The sequence below is a fragment of the Marinomonas profundi genome (assembly GCF_020694005.1).
Taxonomy (GTDB): Bacteria; Pseudomonadota; Gammaproteobacteria; order Pseudomonadales; family Marinomonadaceae; genus Marinomonas; species Marinomonas profundi.
In genome coordinates this window covers 3,065,154-3,086,076 of sequence record NZ_CP073013.1, presented here as the reverse complement: position 1 = coordinate 3,086,076, position 20,923 = coordinate 3,065,154, and the positions used below count along the sequence as shown (strand labels likewise).

19 protein-coding genes are annotated in these 20,923 nt (G+C 47.6%); 8 read left to right on the top strand and 11 right to left on the bottom strand.

Annotated features, from left to right (window positions below; all coding sequences use genetic code 11):
* Positions 1-66: 66 nt before the first annotated feature.
* From J8N69_RS14350 to J8N69_RS14320, 7 genes are all read left to right on the top strand, one after another.
* Positions 67-987 carry an ArsR/SmtB family transcription factor gene (locus J8N69_RS14350; protein ID WP_168823477.1) on the top strand — a complete coding sequence of 307 codons (921 nt, stop codon included), beginning with the start codon at positions 67-69 and terminating at the stop codon, positions 985-987.
* Between the two features lie 289 nt (positions 988-1,276).
* A complete protein-coding gene (arfA, locus tag J8N69_RS14345; RefSeq protein WP_168823475.1) occupies positions 1,277-2,785 on the top strand; it encodes an arabinosylfuranosidase ArfA in 1,509 nt (502 codons plus the stop codon).
* 44 nt (positions 2,786-2,829) lie between these two features.
* Positions 2,830-3,930, top strand: coding sequence for an ABC transporter ATP-binding protein (locus J8N69_RS14340; RefSeq protein ID WP_168823473.1), 1,101 nt, complete (start codon positions 2,830-2,832; stop codon positions 3,928-3,930).
* A 1-nt stretch (position 3,931) separates the two neighbouring features.
* Positions 3,932-4,813, top strand: a complete 882-nt coding sequence (locus J8N69_RS14335) for a carbohydrate ABC transporter permease (RefSeq protein WP_168823471.1) — start codon at positions 3,932-3,934, stop codon at positions 4,811-4,813.
* Positions 4,810-5,655: a carbohydrate ABC transporter permease gene (locus tag J8N69_RS14330; RefSeq protein WP_168823469.1), complete on the top strand. Its 846-nt coding sequence runs from the start codon at positions 4,810-4,812 to the stop codon at positions 5,653-5,655. The genes J8N69_RS14335 and J8N69_RS14330 overlap by 4 nt, the downstream gene beginning before the upstream one ends.
* Positions 5,656-5,704: 49 nt before the next feature.
* Positions 5,705-7,012 (top strand): extracellular solute-binding protein, encoded by a 1,308-nt coding sequence (locus J8N69_RS14325; RefSeq protein WP_168823467.1) that lies wholly within the window; start codon positions 5,705-5,707, stop codon positions 7,010-7,012.
* Between the two features lie 59 nt (positions 7,013-7,071).
* Positions 7,072-8,052, top strand: coding sequence for an aldose epimerase family protein (locus J8N69_RS14320; protein ID WP_168823465.1), 981 nt, complete (start codon positions 7,072-7,074; stop codon positions 8,050-8,052).
* Between the two features lie 434 nt (positions 8,053-8,486).
* Here the strand turns inward: J8N69_RS14320 and J8N69_RS14315 are convergent, their stop codons facing one another.
* The 8 genes from J8N69_RS14315 to J8N69_RS14280 form a co-directional block, all read right to left on the bottom strand.
* Positions 8,487-9,569 carry an ABC transporter substrate-binding protein gene (locus J8N69_RS14315; RefSeq protein WP_168823463.1) on the bottom strand — a complete coding sequence of 361 codons (1,083 nt, stop codon included), beginning with the start codon at positions 9,567-9,569 and terminating at the stop codon, positions 8,487-8,489.
* Positions 9,570-9,740: 171 nt separating this feature from the next.
* Positions 9,741-9,971, bottom strand: coding sequence for a hypothetical protein (locus J8N69_RS14310; protein WP_168823461.1), 231 nt, complete (start codon positions 9,969-9,971; stop codon positions 9,741-9,743).
* An 83-nt stretch (positions 9,972-10,054) separates the two neighbouring features.
* Positions 10,055-10,837, bottom strand: a complete 783-nt coding sequence (gene etfB, locus J8N69_RS14305; protein ID WP_168823459.1) for an electron transfer flavoprotein subunit beta — start codon at positions 10,835-10,837, stop codon at positions 10,055-10,057.
* Complete coding sequence (etfA, locus tag J8N69_RS14300; protein ID WP_168823457.1) at positions 10,827-12,122, bottom strand: electron transfer flavoprotein subunit alpha; 1,296 nt, start codon at positions 12,120-12,122, stop codon at positions 10,827-10,829. Before etfA ends, etfB begins: the two co-directional genes overlap by 11 nt.
* Positions 12,122-14,122, bottom strand: a complete 2,001-nt coding sequence (locus tag J8N69_RS14295) for a (Fe-S)-binding protein (RefSeq protein WP_211084883.1) — start codon at positions 14,120-14,122, stop codon at positions 12,122-12,124. Before J8N69_RS14295 ends, etfA begins: the two co-directional genes overlap by 1 nt.
* 18 nt (positions 14,123-14,140) lie before the next feature.
* Positions 14,141-16,207 carry a dimethylglycine demethylation protein DgcA gene (gene dgcA, locus J8N69_RS14290; RefSeq protein ID WP_168823455.1) on the bottom strand — a complete coding sequence of 689 codons (2,067 nt, stop codon included), beginning with the start codon at positions 16,205-16,207 and terminating at the stop codon, positions 14,141-14,143.
* A gap of 99 nt (positions 16,208-16,306) precedes the next feature.
* Positions 16,307-16,852: a DUF5943 domain-containing protein gene (locus J8N69_RS14285; protein ID WP_168823453.1), complete on the bottom strand. Its 546-nt coding sequence runs from the start codon at positions 16,850-16,852 to the stop codon at positions 16,307-16,309.
* Between the two features lie 2 nt (positions 16,853-16,854).
* A complete protein-coding gene (locus J8N69_RS14280) occupies positions 16,855-17,832 on the bottom strand; it encodes a dipeptidase (protein WP_168823451.1) in 978 nt (325 codons plus the stop codon).
* 221 nt (positions 17,833-18,053) lie between these two features.
* Between J8N69_RS14280 and J8N69_RS14275 the strand changes: the two genes are divergently transcribed.
* Positions 18,054-18,908 (top strand): M48 family metallopeptidase, encoded by an 855-nt coding sequence (locus J8N69_RS14275; RefSeq protein WP_456298955.1) that lies wholly within the window; start codon positions 18,054-18,056, stop codon positions 18,906-18,908.
* Between the two features lie 106 nt (positions 18,909-19,014).
* Here the strand turns inward: J8N69_RS14275 and J8N69_RS14270 are convergent, their stop codons facing one another.
* The 3 genes from J8N69_RS14270 to J8N69_RS17140 form a co-directional block, all read right to left on the bottom strand.
* Positions 19,015-19,155, bottom strand: coding sequence for a hypothetical protein (locus J8N69_RS14270; RefSeq protein WP_168823449.1), 141 nt, complete (start codon positions 19,153-19,155; stop codon positions 19,015-19,017).
* 133 nt (positions 19,156-19,288) lie between these two features.
* Entirely contained in the window at positions 19,289-19,903 is a 615-nt protein-coding gene (locus tag J8N69_RS14265; protein WP_168823447.1) for an FMN-binding negative transcriptional regulator, read from the bottom strand.
* A 137-nt stretch (positions 19,904-20,040) separates the two neighbouring features.
* On the bottom strand, positions 20,041-20,388 hold the full coding sequence (locus tag J8N69_RS17140; RefSeq protein ID WP_168823445.1) for a DUF3024 domain-containing protein: 348 nt from the start codon (positions 20,386-20,388) through the stop codon (positions 20,041-20,043).
* Between the last annotated feature and the right edge of the window lie 535 nt (positions 20,389-20,923).

The following is a 20,923-nucleotide window of genomic DNA, read 5'->3' as shown; positions in this document are numbered from 1 at the left end:
AAAACATTTATAACTTGATAAGAATCATAAATCTCGATATAAAGGCTCCTTCAACTGGAGATGACGATGAGTAAAAAGTTCTTATTGCTGACCCCTGGGGATGGCGCCGATGTTTTAAAAAGCCTAGCGGCGCCTGCTCGATTGGCTATTCTGTCCTTGCTGCATGAAAAAGGGCCAATGAATGTCAATGACATTGCTGACCTACTTGAACTGCCACAGTCCTCTACTTCCAGTCATCTCAATTCCCTCGAAAGTGCCGGTTTAATTACCACAGAAAGCCAGAAAGGTCGCAAAGGCAGCCAAAAAATTTGCCGTGCGGTACACGAAGAAATCGTCTTGTCTTTCAGTAATACCAAACAAAATCAAAATAACGTCATCGAAGTGGCCATGCCTGTTGGCTTGTATTCTGAGTTTGATGTTATGGCGCCTTGCGGCCTGTGCTCTGAATCCGGCATTGTGGGGTATTTAGACAGCCCTGATACTTACTTGTCGCCGGATCGTATGCGCGCGAGCTTATTATGGTTTACCAGAGGCTATGTAGAGTACCAATTCCCCAACAACGCTCGTATTGCAGGCAAGACAGTGAAAGAGCTAGAACTGGTGATGGAGCTGTCCTCAGAAGTGCCTGGCACGTCTGATAACTGGCCCTCTGATATTCATATTTCCATCAATGGTAAAACCGCTGCTATTTGGACGGCTCCCGGCGATTATGGTGATCACCGAGGAAAGTACACACCGGATTGGTGGAAGCTTGCTGGCAGTCAGTATGGCCATTTAAAAAGCTTTCGCGTCACTAACGACGGTACATACGTCGATGGTATTCGCGTTTCCGATGTGTCTTTACAAGACCTTGCATTAGACGATCACAGGTCTATTCGCGTACGAATTTCCGTCCCTGACGACGCCGAGCATCCCGGCGGAATTAATATTTTTGGCAAGCACTTTGGTAATTATGACCAAGACATTATATTACGCCTTCAATCTTAACATCTTATTTTCTGATGTAGATATTCATAAGCCTGCCCTAATAAATCAAACTTCAAAAAATCTATACATTTCATTACCTTAGTAACCGTTCAAATACTTACCTCATTCTTTTTTCGTTATACCCTCCACTCAGACATACCAATTTTGGTATTTAATTGCACAAAAAATACACGTCTTATTGATTGACCTTAGGTCAAACATGCTTTTAATATCCACTAATCAGATAATAAACAAAAAACCAGATACTTAATAAATCTGAATATCCTACAAAAATAAGAAAGGAGTAAGCATGCGCGCTAACGTAACTGCACACAAAGACTATGTCATTGCGAAAATAGACCCTCGCCTTTATGGCTCTTTCATTGAGCACTTAGGTCGCGCTGTTTATAGCGGTATCTACGAACCTGGCCATTCAACCGCAGACAAACATGGCTTTCGCCAAGATGTAATAGAATTGATTAAAGACATCGATGTGCCTGTGACGCGTTATCCTGGTGGCAACTTCGTATCTGCCTACAACTGGGAAGATGGCATTGGTCCAAAAGAAGACCGTCCAACTCGTCTCGACCTTGCTTGGCACACCTCAGAAAGCAATGAAATCGGCATTCATGAATTCGCCGAATGGGCAGAACAAGCGGGTACTGAAATGATGTTAGCGGTAAATCTTGGCTCACGGGGGTTAGATGAAGCGCGCGCTTTTCTAGAATACGTGAATCATCCTGGAGGCTCTTACTGGTCTGACCTTCGTAAACAAAACGGCCGCGAAGAACCTTGGGATGTTAAGCTTTGGTGCCTTGGCAATGAAATGGATGGTCCTTGGCAAATTGGCCAGAAAACCGCCGCAGAATATGGCCGTGTCGCCTTTGAAACCGCCAAAGCCATGCGCGCTTTCGACAAGAATATCGAGCTGGTTGTGTGTGGTTCTTCTTCACCTAAAATGGCCACCTATCCAGAATGGGAAAGTACGGTATTGGATTACACCTACGACACGGTCGATTATATTTCACTGCACATGTATTTCGATAATCACGAGAAAAACACCGCCAACTATTTAGCCAAAGCCAGCTTACTGGATAACTACATCGACACCATTGCGGCGGTGATTAAAGCCACTAAAGCAAAAAAACGCTCTACGCACGATGTGTATATTTCCTTTGATGAATGGAACGTCTGGTATCACTCCAACGAGCAAGACAAAAAAATCCTTGGCGGCAATGACGGCTGGCCACACGCTCCCGCTTTGTTAGAAGACATTTACGACTTTGCCGACACGCTGCAAGTGGGCTGTATTCTAAACACCTTCATTCGCCACAGCGACGTGGTCAAAATTGGCTGTTTAGCACAATTAGTCAACGTGATTGCACCTATCATGACGGTAAAAGACGGCCCCGCGTGGCGTCAATCGACTTATTATCCCTATTTGTATGCATCTCAATATGGCCGCGGCACCGCACTAAACCTCGCCGTGCAGTGCGAAAGCTACAGCACAGATTTTGCTCAGGACGTGTCTTACTTAGACATTTCTGCGGTGGAATCTGATAAAGACGGCGCGCTCACTTTCTTTATTGTGAACCGTCATCCAGACGAAAACATTGAATTGGATCTATCTCTGCAAGGATTTACACATCAGAAAATCATTATGGATAAAGTCATGGCAGGTCATGCACTTGACGCAAAAAATGGCCCAGATGCAGAACAAATTGCCCCACAGGATGGCCAAGGCGCAGCAGTTAAACAGCAACGACTAACGGCAAGCATTGCTCCAATGAGCTATCGCATGATTCGACTTGGGGCGTAATACCCCCAAGATCTTCTGTTTAACATTGGCTGAGAGAGGAAACCATGTCTGCATCTATCTCTATAAAAAATATAACAAAGCGATATGACAGCGTTACTGTATTAGACGACATTAATTTACATATTGAAGACGGTGAATTCGTTGTTTTCCTTGGCCCTTCCGGCTGCGGTAAATCCACCTTATTGCGCATGATAGCGGGGTTGGAATCTATTACGGAAGGCGTCATTGAAATTGGTGATCAACGCATTGATACCCTACCGCCAGGCCAGCGTGGCGTGGCTATGGTGTTTCAATCCTATGCGCTCTACCCTCACATGACCACTCGCCAAAATATGGCATTTGGCCTCGAAAACGTGAAAGTCGCACAAGAGGAAATTGACCGTCGCGTCAATGATGCGGCGAAAATTCTCGAAATCGACCATCTATTAGACCGCAAGCCAGGACGACTATCTGGCGGCCAACGTCAGCGTGTTGCCATTGGTCGTGCCATTGTCAAAGAACCCAAAGCCTTTCTCTTTGATGAGCCCTTGTCTAATTTAGACGCCGCGTTACGCGGCAGAACCCGCCTTGAATTAGCGCAACTCCACCAGCGCCTTGGCTCAACCATGGTTTTTGTCACTCACGACCAAGTAGAAGCCATGACGCTTGCGGATCGCATTGTCATCATGCACAACCAAAAGATCGAGCAGATCGGCACGCCAATGGAAATTTACCAACATCCTGTGAGTCGTTTTGTCGCCGAATTTGTGGGTTCGCCGCCCATGTCTATGCTGCCAATCAACCAGATTGAAAACACAGCGGGTGGCGTAACCGTAGAAGTCAGTGGGGCTGGTAAGGTGGTCACTGCGATTACACTTCCTCAAGAATTTAATGCCAAAGACGCAGTAATCGGTATTCGTGCGGAAGACACTAGGGTTGTTTCGGCACAAGAAAACGGCCTGGATTTGACGATAAAAGTCATTGAACGTCTCGGTGATCGTACCTTGCTATACGGCACCTTAGTGGATGGTACAGAGCTGATCGCCGAGGATTCAGGACGCTCGAAGGTAAAAGCAGGCGATACGGTGCGTGTGTCTATTTCGTCTCATGCGGCGCACATTTTTGACGCTGATGGTCTTGCTCATCACAGTCAAATGGAGGTGTAAAATGGCAGAAAGTTATCGTCGTTCTCGTTGGACGAATGGCCTGTTTGTCGTTCCGTATCTGAGCGTTTTTGTAACCTTATTAGTATTTCCACTTGCTTGGGGCATTTGGTTATCGCTTAACAAGGTTGACCTATTCGGTGGCGAACGTTTCATTGGCTTAAAAAACTACGCCCGCGTACTAAGCGACCCAGTTTTTGGACAAGCGGTAAAAAACACCGTGATTTTTGTCGGTGTATCCGTTCCTACTTTGGTTGTTCTAGGGTTATTTCTAGCGTTAGCCCTGAATAAAACCACCAAAGGCTCGTCTTTTTTACGAGGTTTGTTTTTTGCCTCTTCCATCTTGTCCGTGACCATAGTCACACTGATTTGGCGCATCGTTTTTATTCCCAGTGATGGTTTAATTGCGCTGATTTTTGAATTCTTTGGCTGGCAACCCATCGGTTTTCTATCCACCAAAGGCTGGGCGCTTTTTTCGGTTGGTGTGGCAACCGTGTGGTGGTGCATTGGTTTGCCGATGATGCTTTTTTTGGCGGCCTTACAACAGATTCCAAAAGATCTTTATGAAGCCGCCGCGCTCGACAACGCCTCCCGCTGGCGAGTGCTCACGCGCATCACTCTGCCGTCCATTAAGTCCACTATTATGCTGGTTGCGGTTATTCAGGTCGTGATGCAGTTCCAGTTATTTGGTCAGGCACAATTGATGACCAACGGTGGCCCTGCTGGGTCGTCACGTCCGATTGTAATGTACATCTATGAAGTCGGTTTCTTACGCTGGGACATTGGTATGGGCGCGGCAGCATCACAAGTTCTGTTCTTAATTATTCTGTGCGCGGCCATGCTGCAGTATTGGATCAGCACTCGTAAAGAAGAGGTAGACGCATGAAAGCACTCAATTATTCGCCTGAACATCTGACGTCGAATCGTCGGCTGTTTTGGATTGCGGCTGTACTGGGTGTCATTATGATGACGCCCGTGGCGTGGATTATTGGCTTATCGCTGAAAGACAACGCTGAACTGCTCCGAGGAACAGAGGCGGTGTTTTCCATGCCTTATACCTTGGTGAACTACGCCAACATTTTAAAGTCCTCCAGTGTCTTCAGTTGGTTTATGAACTCTATGATAGTAGCGATTGGGCAGACTGTTGGCGTCTTACTGCTGTCTTCTTTAGCAGGTTACGCCTTTGCAAGACTGGAATTCCCCTTCCGTAAAACCCTGTTCATCATAGTGTTATTTGGTTTAGCCGTCCCCGAACAAGCGGTCATAATTGCCCGTCATCAAATGTTTAACTGGTTTGACCTGCATAACACCCACATCGGCTTGATATTACCTAACTTATCCTCAGCCTTTGGGGTGTTTCTGATGACACAGTTCTTTCGGGCGATTCCCAAAGAAATCGACGAAGCGGCCATGCTCGACAATGCCTCTACCTTTCGTATTTTTTGGAAAGTATTGTTACCGCTGACGCTCCCCGCGCAGGCGACCTTGGGTATTTTTACCTTCTTACAAGCTTGGAATGATTACTGGTGGCCGCTAATTTCTGCTACAAAATCCGACATGTACACACTCACCATAGGCATAGCCTCGTCGCAAACAAACTTTGCACAATCAGAAGGCTTAGGCTTTTTAGGCGCTCAAGCCGTCTTTGCCTCGTTACCCGTGGTGATCGTTTATATCTTTTTTCAACGCCATATAGTCACCGCGGTATCAGGAGGTGCCGTGAAGTAAGGTTCGCTACGGAAAAAATGCAAACAATAACAACCTAGGAGAAAAAATAATGAAAAGATTACTTCTCGGAACAACCGCCGTCAGTCTGCTGACACTCTCATCACTAGCGCATGCAACTACCATTGAGCTACAACGCTTCTTTGGTGCTTGCGATGCAGAATACGGCAAAATGACCGACGTATCTGCCGCCGTGGGCGAATGCGGCATCATCACCACCTTAGTGAATAAATTCGAAGCGGATAATCCAGACATCGACGTCAAAGTCACCACGGTAGAATGGCCAGGATACGATCAACTTAACGCTCAACTGGCGTCTCGATCCGCTCCAGATGTCGTCTCTATACATTACTCAGCCATGTCAGATTATCAGTCACGTGGCCTGTTAGTGCCGCTTGATAAGCTATTAAAAGACCAAGGTATCAAGACAACGGACTTCACCGATGCGGCGATTTCTAGCGTTACCAAAGAAGACAAAATATACGCTTTGCCGTTCGATAACTGGACCATGCTCTTTCATGTGAACAACAACCTAATGAAACAAGCCGGCTTGATGCAAGCTGACGGCAGACCTCTGCTACCAACTAGCCGTGATGAATTTTTTGCACAAGGCAAACAGTTTCAAGAAGCCACAGGAAAGCCTTACTTGATTCAAGTATTAGCCAATGAAACGTCAACCTATGCACGCTTTTTTTATACGCTCATGATGCAACAAGACAGCAAATTCTTTGATGACCCCAGTCATATTGATTTAAGTGGTGAAGACGCCAAAGCCGCGCTTACCCTAATGAAAGACATTACCAGTAAAGGATTTAGCGCCAAAGACTTAGATTACCCAGCAGCCGTATCCGCTTTTGCCAATGGCGATGGTGGCATTGCGGTCAATGGCACGTGGCTAATCGGCTCTTACGATGCTCAGTCTAAAGAAGCGAATAACGTTTTATCTGATGGCTATCGTGTTTTCCCTTCACCACAATTTTTCCCACAAAAAAACGCCACCTACGCCGACGGGCACGGTTGGGTTGTTCCTCGTGGGGATCGTAGTAACGAAAAAATGGCCGCCATTGGCAAGCTGTTTAAATTTTTCTACGACAACAACTACCAATGGGCGAGAACAGGCCATTTGCCAACGGTTAAAAAAGTCATTGCCAGCGACGCATTCACATCCTTACCACACCGCAGTGATATCGCCGAAATTGCCCAAACAGGACAAGCCTTACCCGGTGAAGTATTACGCCAATTCGCCATTCAAGATATTCTTGGTGAAGAGCTAGGTTCCGCCGTCAACGGCAATAAATCAATAGACGAGGCTCTCGAAACAGCGCAATATCGCATTAACGACTTGTTAGAAAATATTTGATCTGTTTATACTCTGGGGGCTTAGGCCCCCATTTATTTTAATAAGAGAGCGTTTTTATCATGAATCTAGCGCCAGATTTGCACCACGTTCAGCGTATTTTGCTGACCAATCCACAACTCAAGGTCTCTATTTTAACCTTGGGTGCCAGTATTCAATCGGTCCATTTAAAAGGCTATGCGCATTCGCTTGTGTTGGGGTCATCGAATCTGGCGGATTATCTTGGTGATGCAAAGTACTTCGGTGCTGTTGTCGGGCGGGTAGCCAATCGCACTGCTAAAGGCCATGCGGTGATTGATGGCAAAACGTACCAATTGCCACACACCTTACCGGAACCTCATCATTTGCACGGCGGCCCTGCTGGCACGGGGAGTAAAATCTGGTCTGTCATCGAACAAACCGATGACATGGTGCAGCTGCAAACCAAGCTCGCTGACGGTGAAATGGGCTATCCTGGCAACATGGTGGTCAATGTTTTTTATCGACTGGTCGATAGCAGCTTAGAAATGGAAATTACCGCCACGACGGACAAGCTCACCCTTTGTAATTTTGCCGGTCACAGCTATGTTAACCTTGACGGTGAAGGCTCTATTTTAGACCACCAACTTTGCGTCAAAGCCGACCATTATTTACCGGTCGATGACGAACTTATTCCCACTGGTGAAGTCACGCCAACGGAAGGTAGCGCATTTGATTTTAATCAACTTCGCCCCATTGGCCGCGACGATTATCCTGGGCTCGACACCAACTTTTGTCTTTCTCTTGCCAATCGTCCACTACAAACCGTGGCAACACTCAAAGCCCCCATCACTGGGCTTTCTCTTGATTACCAAACCACGGAACCGGGACTGCAAGTGTACGATGGTCGCCATATTCAACTCAGTGCAGCATCCAATATCAACCAAGGCGCGCTATCCGCCTACGCAGGCCTCGCGCTAGAAGCACAACACTGGCCAGACGCCGTTCACCAATCCCATTTTCCGCCGACGTTACTGTCACCAGACAACCGTTACCAACAGATCACCCGTTATGTATTTCATTAAGAATTGATGTTTCAATAAATGAATAACCCCGCCCCAAGGGGCGAGGTATCAGCGTGTCATTCGAACAATGCTAAACGTTGTTCATACATCATTTTCGAACTCCCCGTCATTCCCGCCTTCGAGGCTGTCGCTAAACGAATTCCATCGATTTTGTAGGTCGTGCTTTAGCGCGTCAAGGTTTTTGGTTTGGTGTTATCGGGTTTTTGACGGCCTAAAGGCCGACCTACAAAAACCAATATAAATCAACCATTTGCAGGCTAAATAACGTTACACGCCTGATTACGGTCGTACCTCCCTCATCAGGCCTACAAAACTTACCCAATCTTCGCTGACAGCCTTTAACGACAACCTCCTTCGCGGGAATAACAAAGCTGGATTTTAGCTATTTACGCAGCAAGCTGCGGGAAATTTACCCTAAGAGATTAAAACAAATCTTACAACGCTAAGGTGAAAATCCCTTCCGGCGTGGCGGGTAGATACTTTTTATAAAAGTCCAAATACGCCTGCTCAGGATCTAGATCTGAAAACACCTCTGGGTACATGGCTTTTGCGTAAAACTCAATCATTGCCGCGTCTAAAATAGTTCGACAAGCGCCATGATAAGCACCGTATAAACGATTATTTTGCACTGCAGAAATGGTAGACCAACCTAGGCGATTTTTATAACCTTCCAAGCGTTTACGGGCTTCAGTGTCATCAACGCCCTGCCCCATCAGCATAGAATCCGTGCCTTTACCGGTTTCATAACCGGTAATAACGATCACATCTGGATTGGAAGCAATAACCTGCTCAGGGTTTAACTTCCCCCACCATTCAACAAACGGCGCGGAAATATTATCGCCACCCGCCATGGTAGAAATCGCACCCCACATATTTTTACCGAAGGTAAAACCCAGCTCTTGAACACCAGAGGCACCAAATTCAGTATAAACCTTTGGCGCAGGCAGGTTCGCATCCGCAAGGCGTTTATTGACCATTTCAACGGTGTTTTTGTAGTCAGCAGCAATAGCCGCGGCGCGTTTTTCTTGCCCCGTGATCACACCAATTAACTCTGTGCTCTTTATGTGGCGCTCTAAGGTTTGCGCATTGTAATCCACCACGATCACTTTTATACCGGCGCTTTCAAGCCGTTCGATATCCGTACCCAAACCTTTATATTGCCAGTCAGCCAACACCAGAACATCGGGGTTCAAGCTAACGACTTTTTCAACCGAAAACGTTTGTGTGTCCACTCGACCGATTGCGGGAATATCTTGTAAGGAAGGACGGTGCTTAACGTACATTTCCCAGTTCGCAGAACGCGCTTCCCAAATGTATCGAGACACACCAACCACCTTGTCGTAAGCGGCTTCCGTGCCGATAGCCATATAATCTTCAGGGTAAAATCCAACAATGACACGTTGAGCGGGCGCATTAAACGTAACATCGCGTCCAAGCACATCTTTAACCGTTACCTGATCAGCCCACACTAAACTGGCACAAAAGGTGAACACAAGTACTACAAACGACTTAACCATACAGATACCCCATCAATAAATTTGGGAGTATGATAATCGTTATCACTTTACTTTAGAAATAGTTTTTGAAAATGATTTTAAGGTAGGCGTTTAAACGCTGGGGCAATGGAACAGCAATAAATGCTGGTGTGTTGAGCGACCGCCCAAAAACTGGACACGATAAAAGCTTTTTTAACCGAAAGCCGCCATCACCACTGATATTTCTGGCAATACTGTCGTATTGTCTTTTTGCATTTCAATGCAAAGGTCTTTTACAAAAGGAGTTTGTTCTGGATAGGCCTGTAACCACGACAAAACCGCGGCCTGTACTTCGGTCAAGCTTTGCTCTTGAGTAACAGGCGCCCCAAGTGCGATGAGTTTTTCTTTAAAATCGACTTCATCGACCAAATCTACAATCATCATATTTCATACCTAATAAACAAACGCATCGTTTAATCAACAATCAAAGGACGAACAAGCTTATACCTAAACAGCCATTTAGCGAATCACTTTTTCTTCATCACTTTTTCTTCTAGCAACAGATCAAAAATAGCTTGCGCTTTTTCGGCTGTGGTTTCGTTCTTCATCACCTTGCCACCGCCGCCAACTGGTTTTGCTGTCGCCGCTTTCATTCGGTCTGCAGCCGTTTTTGCTTTCACCACTTTTAAACGCTTAGGGCGAGGTTTGGCAGCACTGATTTGCCATTGATTCGCCGCGTCATCCATCACGCTGTCCACATTAACAATATTAAATTCCGCTCGCGATCCTGGCCCAAATGCGCTTTGACGTGCTTCTTGTGCCGCGTTATCAACACTGGCAATAAACGGCAGCTTGACGATAACCGCCCTGCGCTGGCCACGAGGTAAGGCCAAAAGCACCTCCGCACTGTCGTCTTTAATGCTGACAATATCGGCCACCCGAGGCACCAAGGGCCAACCAAGCTGCTCCGCCAATAAATACGGTAACATGCCAGAAGATTCACCACTCTCTGCCCGCACTCCTGTTAATACAACACTGATTTGATTTTCTTGCAAAAAAGTCGCCAATACGGGTAAAGCATCACCACCGTCTTCTTGAGCTAACACTGTCAACGACGACAAGCCCATGCCAGCGTATTGTCGAAGTACAGGCTCTTGTGCGTTGCCAGCATGCACCACGGTTAATGCTTTTCCAGTCAGTTTCAAGCCTAATTCAACCGCGCGGCCATCTTGCTCCGCTCGACGAGAACGGCCCGATTGAGGATGACGGCCAACCGAGACCAAAGAAACCACATTGATATTAGGCTGCATCGCTTTTCTCCTCTTGATCTTTAGATGAACGGCTTTTAGATAAGGAATGCTGCAGAGCCAGTCTAGTCAGCTCGGCCAATATTGCTTCACTGTCCGCTATCACCGCCAAATCAGCGCGCTTCACCATGTCACAACCGGCGTCAGTATTAATCGCCACCACCTTGTCACACTGTCCAATCCCTTGCATGTGTTGAATGGCACCGGAAATGCCCACGGCCAAATACACCCGCGCCGTTACCCAAGTCCCCGATGCGCCCACTTGACGCGAACGCGGCATAAAGCCATCGTCCACCGCGACACGACTCGCCCCTTCCGTCGCACCAAGCGCGTCAGCCGCCGCGTGGAATTGATCCCAGTTATGAATGCCATTGCCCGCCGATAAAATAAATTCGGCTTCCGCCAAAGGCACCGCGTTGGAATCCACCGCAATCTGCCCTTTATCGATCAAGCGATAATCGGTTTGGGGAATCGATGCGGACGATAAATCTAATGGCAAAACCTGATGCCGAGTATCTTCAATCGCCTCCGCACACTCTTCTAGTAACATCAAAATACGCGGCGTTTCACGCACCATATCCACACTGGCCGAGGCGCCGCGACACACCGTTTGCGCACCATTCACTTGCCAAGCTTGTGCTGCTGGCCGCTCACCCAGTCGTGCGGCCAAACGAGAAGCGAGATCCGCCCCCCCGTTTACACTGTCTGGAAAGAGCCAATGTTCTGGCTGATACTGTGCCTCAATCTGTTCAAGGGCGGCTAATTTTGCCTCGGGTGCAAAGCCTTCGTACTCTTCACCATCAAGGTGAATCAGACGATCCACACCCGCCAGATCAAACTGTGTTTCCTTGCTTTCCCCCAAACACACCAGAGCCACGGCACCATTACGCTTGGCGACAAGCTGATGCGCCAAACCAAGAATATCTTTATCGTGACCTGTTAATCGACCGCCCACCATATCGGCCACCACCATGATGTAAAAATCAGGCTTATCGATACGATGCAATGGCCGCAAGGTTTCTTTCGCTTCGCCAGTACGTTTTTTACTATTGAGTCCTGTCGAAGACAAATTGGCGCGATCAATACGCTTAATGCCATTTGGACCCATAAAACCAATGACATGTGGATTCTTACGCAGCAAACCCGACGGCCCACGCACTTCGCCTTGCCCTGCAGAAATCACACTGTCGTACAAAGGGTGCAGTCGATTGCGGGCAATCCTCTCGGCTCTCGGGTCTCGTCGCTGCAAGTTGTCTGCTGAGCGATCGTTTGATGATAAATCACTCATCAGCGTACCTCCCCAATCAACTGACTATCAGCCAACTGACTATCAACCAACGGCCTATCAATTAACTGACCCGCTAAGATTTCAGCGATGTCTTTCACCACAGGTCGAGGCTCTACCACGCCTTCCAACATCGCCGTACATTGCTGACAACCCACGGCCACCATGTCCGCCCCCGTACTGATAACATCTTCCATGCGCATATCGGCAATGCGACGTTCACCGGGAATGTCGGTAATTGGCGCGCCACCGCCACCGCCACAACAACGCGAGCGATAACCAGAGCGTTCCATTTCCGCTACGTCAATACCCAAACTCGCCAATAGTTCACGCGGCGCTTCGTATTCGCCGTTGTAACGTCCCAAATAACAAGGATCGTGATAAGTCACCTTGCCGCCTTTAAAAGTATCCAATGGCAAACGGCCGTCTTTTACCAAGCGATTCAAAAAGGTCGTATGATGCAACACCTCGACACTTTCCCCAGAAATAGAAAGCAAGGCATCTCCACCAAAATCGCCGTATTCATTCTTCAAACAATGAAAGGCATGCGGATCGGTGGTGACTATTTTATTAAAACGATACTTCGACAGGGTCGCCAAGTTACGCTTTGCCAAGCTCTGGAAAGTCGCATCGTCGCCTAAACGTCTTGCCACATCGCCGCTGTCTAACTCTTCATCGCCGAGAATCGCCACATCCACATTGGCCGCTTTCATTAGCTTTACAAAGGCACGCAAAATTCGCTGACTGCGCATATCAAAGGCGCCGTCAGACACCCAAAACAACACATCCGCTTGCTTTACGTCTTTCATCAGCGGCAAATTTTGATCCGCCGCCCAGTGAGTACGACTTGCTGGCGCATAACCATTAGGGTTATCCGTGGCAATAATGTTTTCGAGGACTTGCGCGCCCTTATTGGGTGTTTCGCCTTTTTCTAAGGTTAAAAAACGACGCATATCGACAATGGCATCTACGTGCTCGATCATCATCGGGCATTCTTCCACACACGCTCGACAGGTGGTACAAGACCAAAGCGTATCGGGGTTAATCAAACCCTCGGTGATAATTTGATTAGGGCCGCCTTTCGCCTTGCCAACCTCTTGAACACCGCCCGAACCATCAGGATACGGGCTGCCCGCGTACTTCTCGTCTGTGCCACCGGCAAAACCCACCACCATGTCTTGAATCAGTTTTTTAGGGTTCAATGGCTGACCTGCCGCAAACGCAGGGCACACCGCTTCGCAACGACCGCATTGCACACAGGCGTCAAAGCCTAATAATTGATTCCATTTGAAATCCGTTGGCTTCGCCACACCGTGCGACGTTTCACCTAATATCGCCGCTTTTAAGCCCGTAGAACGCCCACCACCAAAACGCTCTGGACGACGATGAAAAGCCAAATGCAAGGCCCCCGCAAAGGCGTGTTTCATCGGCCCGCCCCAGGTCATACCAAACAGCATTTCGCCTAGGCTCATTAATATCAGAACAGACAATACAAGCGTAAGCAGCCAACCACCCGTTCCGCTAGGAAACTTTCCAACAATAGGTAATCCTGCTGCCGGTAAAGTCAGTACAAAAAAGGTGACAGAAAACGTCAGCAGGCTTTTTGGCAAGCGCATCCACGGCCCTTTCGAAAGGCGAGACGGCGGATTTATACGGCGTTTATAAACGAATAAAGCACCACAAAACATCATTACCAAGGCTGCTAATAGCGCCCAAGCCAGAATCTTGCTGTCGATGCCAAACAAGTGCACCCACACCACCAGCACCATGGCCAATACAAAACCGCCGCCCGTCGCCACGTGGGTGCGAGACATGTACTTGTCCCGCTCAACCACATGGTGAAGGTCGTGCAGATAGCGTTTCGGCATCGCCAGCAAACCCGCCAGCAAATCAACTTTGTCAGCCTGCCCCGCGCGCCACAAATTCATACGACGAACGGCACCAATGCCCGCAAGCACCAGCAAAACACCAATCAAGGTTGGAAGTAACCAATTAAGAATCATCTTAAACCCCTTATTGGCTTAGAGGTCTTTACAGAGGCGCAAAGCATCATACATAGCCGCATGAACATTACGCTGCGACACACAATCCCCCAAACGCCACAAGATCATGCCTTCGCTCTGCTGATCGTGAAGAACAGGCTGAGGCTGAATATCAAACAAGGCTTCGTTATCAATCTGACCTTTATTGCGCGAGCTGGGTTTTAACGCGTAATACAATTCTTCATTGGGACGCGTACCATTTTCAATCACCACTTGGTCTATCACGCGCTCTTCTTTTTGCGCTGTGTACTCGTTCTCCAGTACCGCCACCAACTTGTCACCTTCGCGATAGACCTTATCGAGCAACATGTCCGAGGTCATGATGACTTCTTTTTCATACAAAGAACGGTAATAAGTCGGGAAAGTCGTACCGCCGATGCCGACGCCCGGTTTGATATCGTCAGTTACCAACTCCACTAGCGAGCCTTTGGACGCCAAATAATCCGCCGCTGACATACCGGAAAATTCGCAAATCGTATCGTAAACCAAGACGTTTTTACCCGGTTCGACCTTGCCACTGAGAATATCCCATGTAGACACCACCAAGCCTTCTGCCGCGCCCCACTCTGGATTTTGCTCCAAGAAAGGACGACCTCCAGTCGCTAAAATGCACACATCTGGATTCAATTCCTGAATCAGCTCTTCGCTGGCGGCGGTGCCCAAACGCACCTCTACGCCCAAGCGCTCGATCTCCATCACCAACCAACGGGTAATGCCAGCAATTTGATCACGCTGAGGCGCTTTGGCGGCAAACACTAATTGCCCGCCAAGTTCTTCGGCTTTATCAATTAAGGTCACTTTATGACCACGCTCGGCGGCAACACGCGCGGCTTCTAAGCCACCGGGGCCACCGCCAACCACCACCACATTGCGAATGACGCCCGTGGTTTTTTCAACAATATGCGGCAAACCCATGTATTCCCGCGAGGTTGCCGCGTTTTGAATACATAAAACATCCAAGCCTTGATACTGACGGTCGATACAATAGTTCGCGCCAACGCATTGGCGAATTTGATCCACCTGATCCATTTTGATCTTGGCGATAAAATGCGGATCGGCAATGTGCGCGCGCGTCATGCCGACAAAATCCACATAACCGGCTTCGATAATACGCTTCGCTTGATTTGGGTCTTTGATGTTTTGCGCATGAATAACAGGCACTTTCACCACGTCTTTAATACCCGCCGCCAAATAAAGGAACGGCTCTGGCGGATAGCTCATATTCGGAATCACGTTCGCCAAGGTGTTATGCGTGTCGCAGCCAGAACCCACGACGCCAAAATAATCCACCATGTCAGTAGCATCATAATACTGAGCAATCTTTTTCATTTCCTCGTGGCCCAAGCCATCCGGATGAAATTCATCGCCGGTAATACGCATGCCCACCACAAAATCTGGCCCCACTTCGGCCCGCACGGCTTTTAGTACTTCCATACCAAACTTCATGCGACCTTCAAAAGTACCGCCCCATTCATCAGTACGTTTGTTGACCCGTGGCGACCAGAACTGGTCGATCATATGTTGGTGAACCGCCGACAATTCCACGCCATCCAAGCCGCCTTCTTTGGCACGACGCGCTGCTTGGGCGAAATCCCCAATAATGCGCCACATTTCTTCCACTTCGATGGTTTTACAAGTCGCACGATGAACCGGCTCACGAATGCCAGAAGGCGACATCAGGCTTGGCCAGTTTTCACCATCCCAGCGAGAACGACGCCCCATGTGCGTAATTTGGATCATGATTTTACCGCCGTGCTTATGTACCGCATCGGCCAGATTTTGAAAATGCGGAATAATACGATCGGTCGATAAATTCACCGAACTCCACCAGCTTTGCGGACTATCGATAGACACCACACTGGAGCCACCGCAAATACACAAGCCACAACCGCCCTTGGCTTTTTCTTCGTAATATTTCACATAACGATCTGTTGTCATGCCGCCATCAGTGGCATACACCTCAGCATGAGCCGTACTGACAATACGATTGCGGATGGTTAATTTATTAATGTTTAATGGCTCGAACAACGCATCATACTGGGACATAACATCCTGCCTTATGGAAAACGACTGATAACTTTTCGGATAATAGTGGCCACCACCTGCCCGCGATGGCCATATACTTAATATGCTTTACGACATGAATTACAGAGGCGTCACGTCAAAATAACCTACGTCAAAACCAGCTTCCGCGGCGCTCTGTGTTTGAATCGCCTTGGTACGAGTCGCCAAGCCTTTGCTTTCAAGGATCTGATCCAGCGCCCCAGCAAACCAGCCGGTAAACATGTAATCCACCTTGCGATTGACTTTTTTACCGTGGATCTTTTCGTAGTGATAAACAAAAGCCGAGTTTTCTAAACGTACTTTTGCCGTGCCTTTTTCTATGTCGAGCGCTTCGGTAATAAAAAAGCCCCAACCGCGCTGTGATAAGCGCTTCAAATAATGGTGCCAAATCTCCTCGCCATAAATGCCATGGCATTCGGACTCTTGTTCACACCAAAAATAGGCCGACTTATAACCCGCTTTGTATAAAATCTCGGCGTAACGTTCGGCGCCAATTTCGTCTTCAATGCCCATGTGGTTATTGACAAAAAAGTGACGCGGCACATACAGCATTGGCAACGCATCCGTCGTCCAAACACCGGTTTCACCGTCTACTTGGATGGGCATTTCTGGCGCATGTGTTGTCATGATTATTCTCCCCAAACATTTTTTAACAATGAGACCCAATTCTCACCCATAATTTTCACCACCTGACGCTCGCTAAAACCGTGTTTCAACAAGGCTTCGGTCAAATTCGGGAAATCGCCAACCGTACGCATACCCAGCGGATTGATAATCTCGCCAAAGCGCGTCAAACGGCGGGCATAACCTTTGTCATGAGTGAGGTATTCGAAGAAATCGTAACCGTGACCTTGGGTAAAGTCGGTGCCGATGCCAATCGCGTCTTCCCCGACTATGTTGTAAATGTATTGAATGGCTTCCACGTAATCGTCAATGGTGGCGTTAATACCAGCTTTTAAGAAAGGTGCGAACATGGTGACACCAACAAAACCGCCGTTGTCGGCAATGAATTTAAGCTCTTCGTCGGTGCGGTTGCGTGGGTGTTCTTTTAAACCCGCTGGCAAACAATGGGAATACGCCACTGGCTTTTTCGATTCGATGATGACTTCTTTCGCGGTATTAGGGCCAACGTGAGACAAATCACACAACATGCCGACACGATTCATCTCCGCCACGATTTCACGACCGTAACCCGACAAACCACCGTCGCGTTCATAACAGCCCGTGCCCACTAAGTTTTGCGTGTTGTAGCACATCTGCACAATGCCCACGCCTAGGTCTTTAAAAATCTGCACATAACCAATTTGATCTTCAAACGCATGGGCATTTTGAAAGCCCATCATCACGCCGGTTTTGCCTTCGGCTTTGGCGCGCTGAATGTCTTTCGTGGTGTACACCTTGGTCAATAAATCACTGTTGGCGTCGATCAGCTGATTCATCTCAACCACATTACGAACCGTGCCTTCGAAGTTTTCCCAAAACGACACAGTGCAATTCGCCGCCGTCAACTTGCCCTTCGCCATGTCTTCAAATAACTCGCGATTCCACTTCGCACAAATCAAACCGTCAATAATAATGGACTTGTCGTGTAGCTCTGCTGCGTTCATTGTTTTTCCTTACCTATTAAATATGGGCTTTTTAAAGGAGTGACTATCAATGAACTCAGTGTAATTTTTCGCTACCAGTGGAAGGTGGCTGGAAACGACTCTAGGTAGACTAAAAGCGACTAACCGCCTTTGGGTTATCTATACGGGTTTCATTCAAACGCCGAGGGGTTATCAGTCAAAGCGCCAACTTCATTTGCTTCTAACGAAAGCCCTTCTCTATAATGGCGGCTATTCCAAGCGTTCATGCAGTTTTTCAAGGCGGTTTTACCATGGTGTTGATGAAGGTTTCTTATAAGGCGGCGCTGGCTGCAGCGTTGGTTGTAATGGTGGGTTGTAGCGCTTCGCCGACGGGTCGTAAGCAGTTTGCGGTGTTGCCTGATAGCCAGATGAATGAAATGGGCGTTCAGTCTTTTACAGAAATGAAGAAGGAAATACCCTCGTCATCCGACACCAAACTGCGTGAACAAGTACAATGCGTGGCCGACACACTGATCGCAGTGCTGCCCGATAAATACCGTAACCAAGCTTGGGAAGTGGTGTTATTCGACGATGAACAAGTCAACGCCTTTGCCTTACCTGGTTATAAAGTCGGCGTTTATACGGGCCTTTTAAAAGTCGCTGAAAACCAATCTCAGCTAGCCGCCGTCGTCGGTCATGAGCTGGCCCATGTCATCGCCAGACACGGCAATGAACGTGTATCAACTCAGCTTGCAACGAGCCAAGCGCTGGCATTGGGTTATCAACTAGGCGGTGAGGAATCACCAGAGAAAGTCGCGATTTTCCAAGCATTAGGCATTGGCGCGCAAGTCGGTATTATCCTACCTTTCAGCCGCGCTCATGAGTCAGAAGCCGATTTACTGGGCTTAGAATACATGGCAAAAGCAGGCTTTGATCCGCGAGAAAGTGTTCAGCTATGGCGCAACATGAGCGCAGGCGGAGACAGTAAAACACCAGAACTGCTGTCAACTCACCCAGCCAACGCGACTCGTATTAAAGATTTACAGGCCAATTTACCCAAAAACCTCGCCATTTATGAACCGCTGGCCACACAAAACAAACAAGCAAAATGCTACTAGATTAAAACAATATAAAGCCGCGTATGACTTAACATCAACACGCGGCTCTCTCGTTCCCACGCTCTCGCGTGGAAACGCGTATAAAATACCCTATTTTCATCTGACCCTAACTATCTTTATTTGATCTTGCATTTCGCTTCTGTTTCTTACGGTTATTTTTCTCAGTGACAATTTTGATGGCTTCATCTTTGGTTAGATTAGGATGTTTAGCGATCAGCTCTTCCACTTTTTTATCAAATGCGGTCATTTATAAATCTCATGTAGTAAAGTACGAATAGGGTCGGTATTTTAGCTCAGGAAGTGGATAGAAGATAACATTTCTTAGCAGTGACTGAGTTGTGTCCGTCGCTGGGGCCGCAGGCCCCGAATGACGAAATGTGTTAACGGCCTGTACCAACATTACGCTTTTCCATGTAAGCGCACAAACTGACAGCGCTTAAATCCTTAGATTTTTGCAAACCTGTAAATACGCCCTTTTGATCCTCTGGTTTACGATGTTGCCCCAACTTTTCCTTCGCTTGAATCTCGTCAATAGCAATTTTAAAACCGACAACACCGTTACGAAGTTTTAACTGATAATCAGCTGGCATAATTTCAGAATTATCTAACAGCTCAGGCTCATATTTAACAATCAGGTCAGCCATAGCCTGCTGATTTTCATTGTCATCAAGGATAGTGAGATAACCATAACAATGAACGGCTGAATAATTCCAAGTTGGTACCGCTGGTTTAGTTACATACCAACTTGGTGAAATATAGGCATGTGGCCCTTGAAAAATGACGAGCACCCTCTGGTTTTCAGCAATTTGCCAATGCGAATTTGATTTAGCAAAGTGACCAAATAGAAAACCAAGCCCTGCAACATTCGGTTCGTAAATAAGAGGCAAGTGTGTTGCAGTAAGATCAGCACTAATTAGCGTTCCGAACCCGTTTTCAGCGATTAGCTCGCTGATTACTGATGGATCTTTTACTTCAAAATTCTTAGGTATATACATGATTCTCTAAATTTAGAAATTTAGGGTCAGATGAAAAATCACTCACACTGAGCCCTAACGCCCCACATAAGCCGCGCGAGGTACGAGCGTCGGGCGAACGAAGTGAGCGAACTTAATGTGATTGTTATGTGGCTTTTCTAGCCGAAAAAGCATGCGTTTGCATCCTCTTTCACCAGTGTAAGGAATTCTTCAAGATGTCTCACTTGAGGTGCTGGCCGATAGCTATGCCACTTCAGGTCTTGGCGCATCCAGTACACCTTCCAGACTTTCTGGGACTTAATGTATGTGGTTTTAGCCACTGATATTTCTGTCTTTTTGCTAGGGTCTCGAAATCCTGGCCTGACTTCGAATATTTCTACGCTTTGGCCCGTGATGCGATAACCCAGGTCAACTTGCGCCCGAACATGAGCCGGGGGTCGATTTTCCTCTAGAAACTTCTCGAGTTCTTTCTTGCAGCGCTTTATTTCAAATTCACTTATAGTCATGTACAGACTCGATTGTGGGCCCCACATAATAATTAAGGGTTATACGGCAGCGTAGCTGCGGCTATAACCCACTGTTGAACGGCTGCGTTGTCTATATAGGGGATTTGCTTTTTTCATGGTAGGACTTCCCTGTTATATAACTCGCTAGATATCAAAGCCTGTTTGGACTATGCCGCTTCAGATCGTCTTTGATCGCCGCTATATTGATTCTTCATTTGCTCTTTTGTAGCGCGATTTGACCCGCGAGGCAAGCGATTCCCTCAGACCTTATGACCTGATCTGTTTTTATACTCTGATCTCACCGTGTGCTAACGCTAACTGCCATTGTCAATGGCAACCTGATTCAGCTACCTTTTCACTGTCTTCGTTGATTTGCTGTTTGTACTTCTTGTCGGGCTAAAGCCGCGACCTACAGTCAGTGGCAGATTACGCTTCGCTTATCGTGCCCTACGGGTTGGGTTATGTTTGTAGAGGCTGGAGGCTCAGAACCCCATCTTCCGTCTTCCCCTTGAAGAAAGGAAGTCAGGGTCAAAAC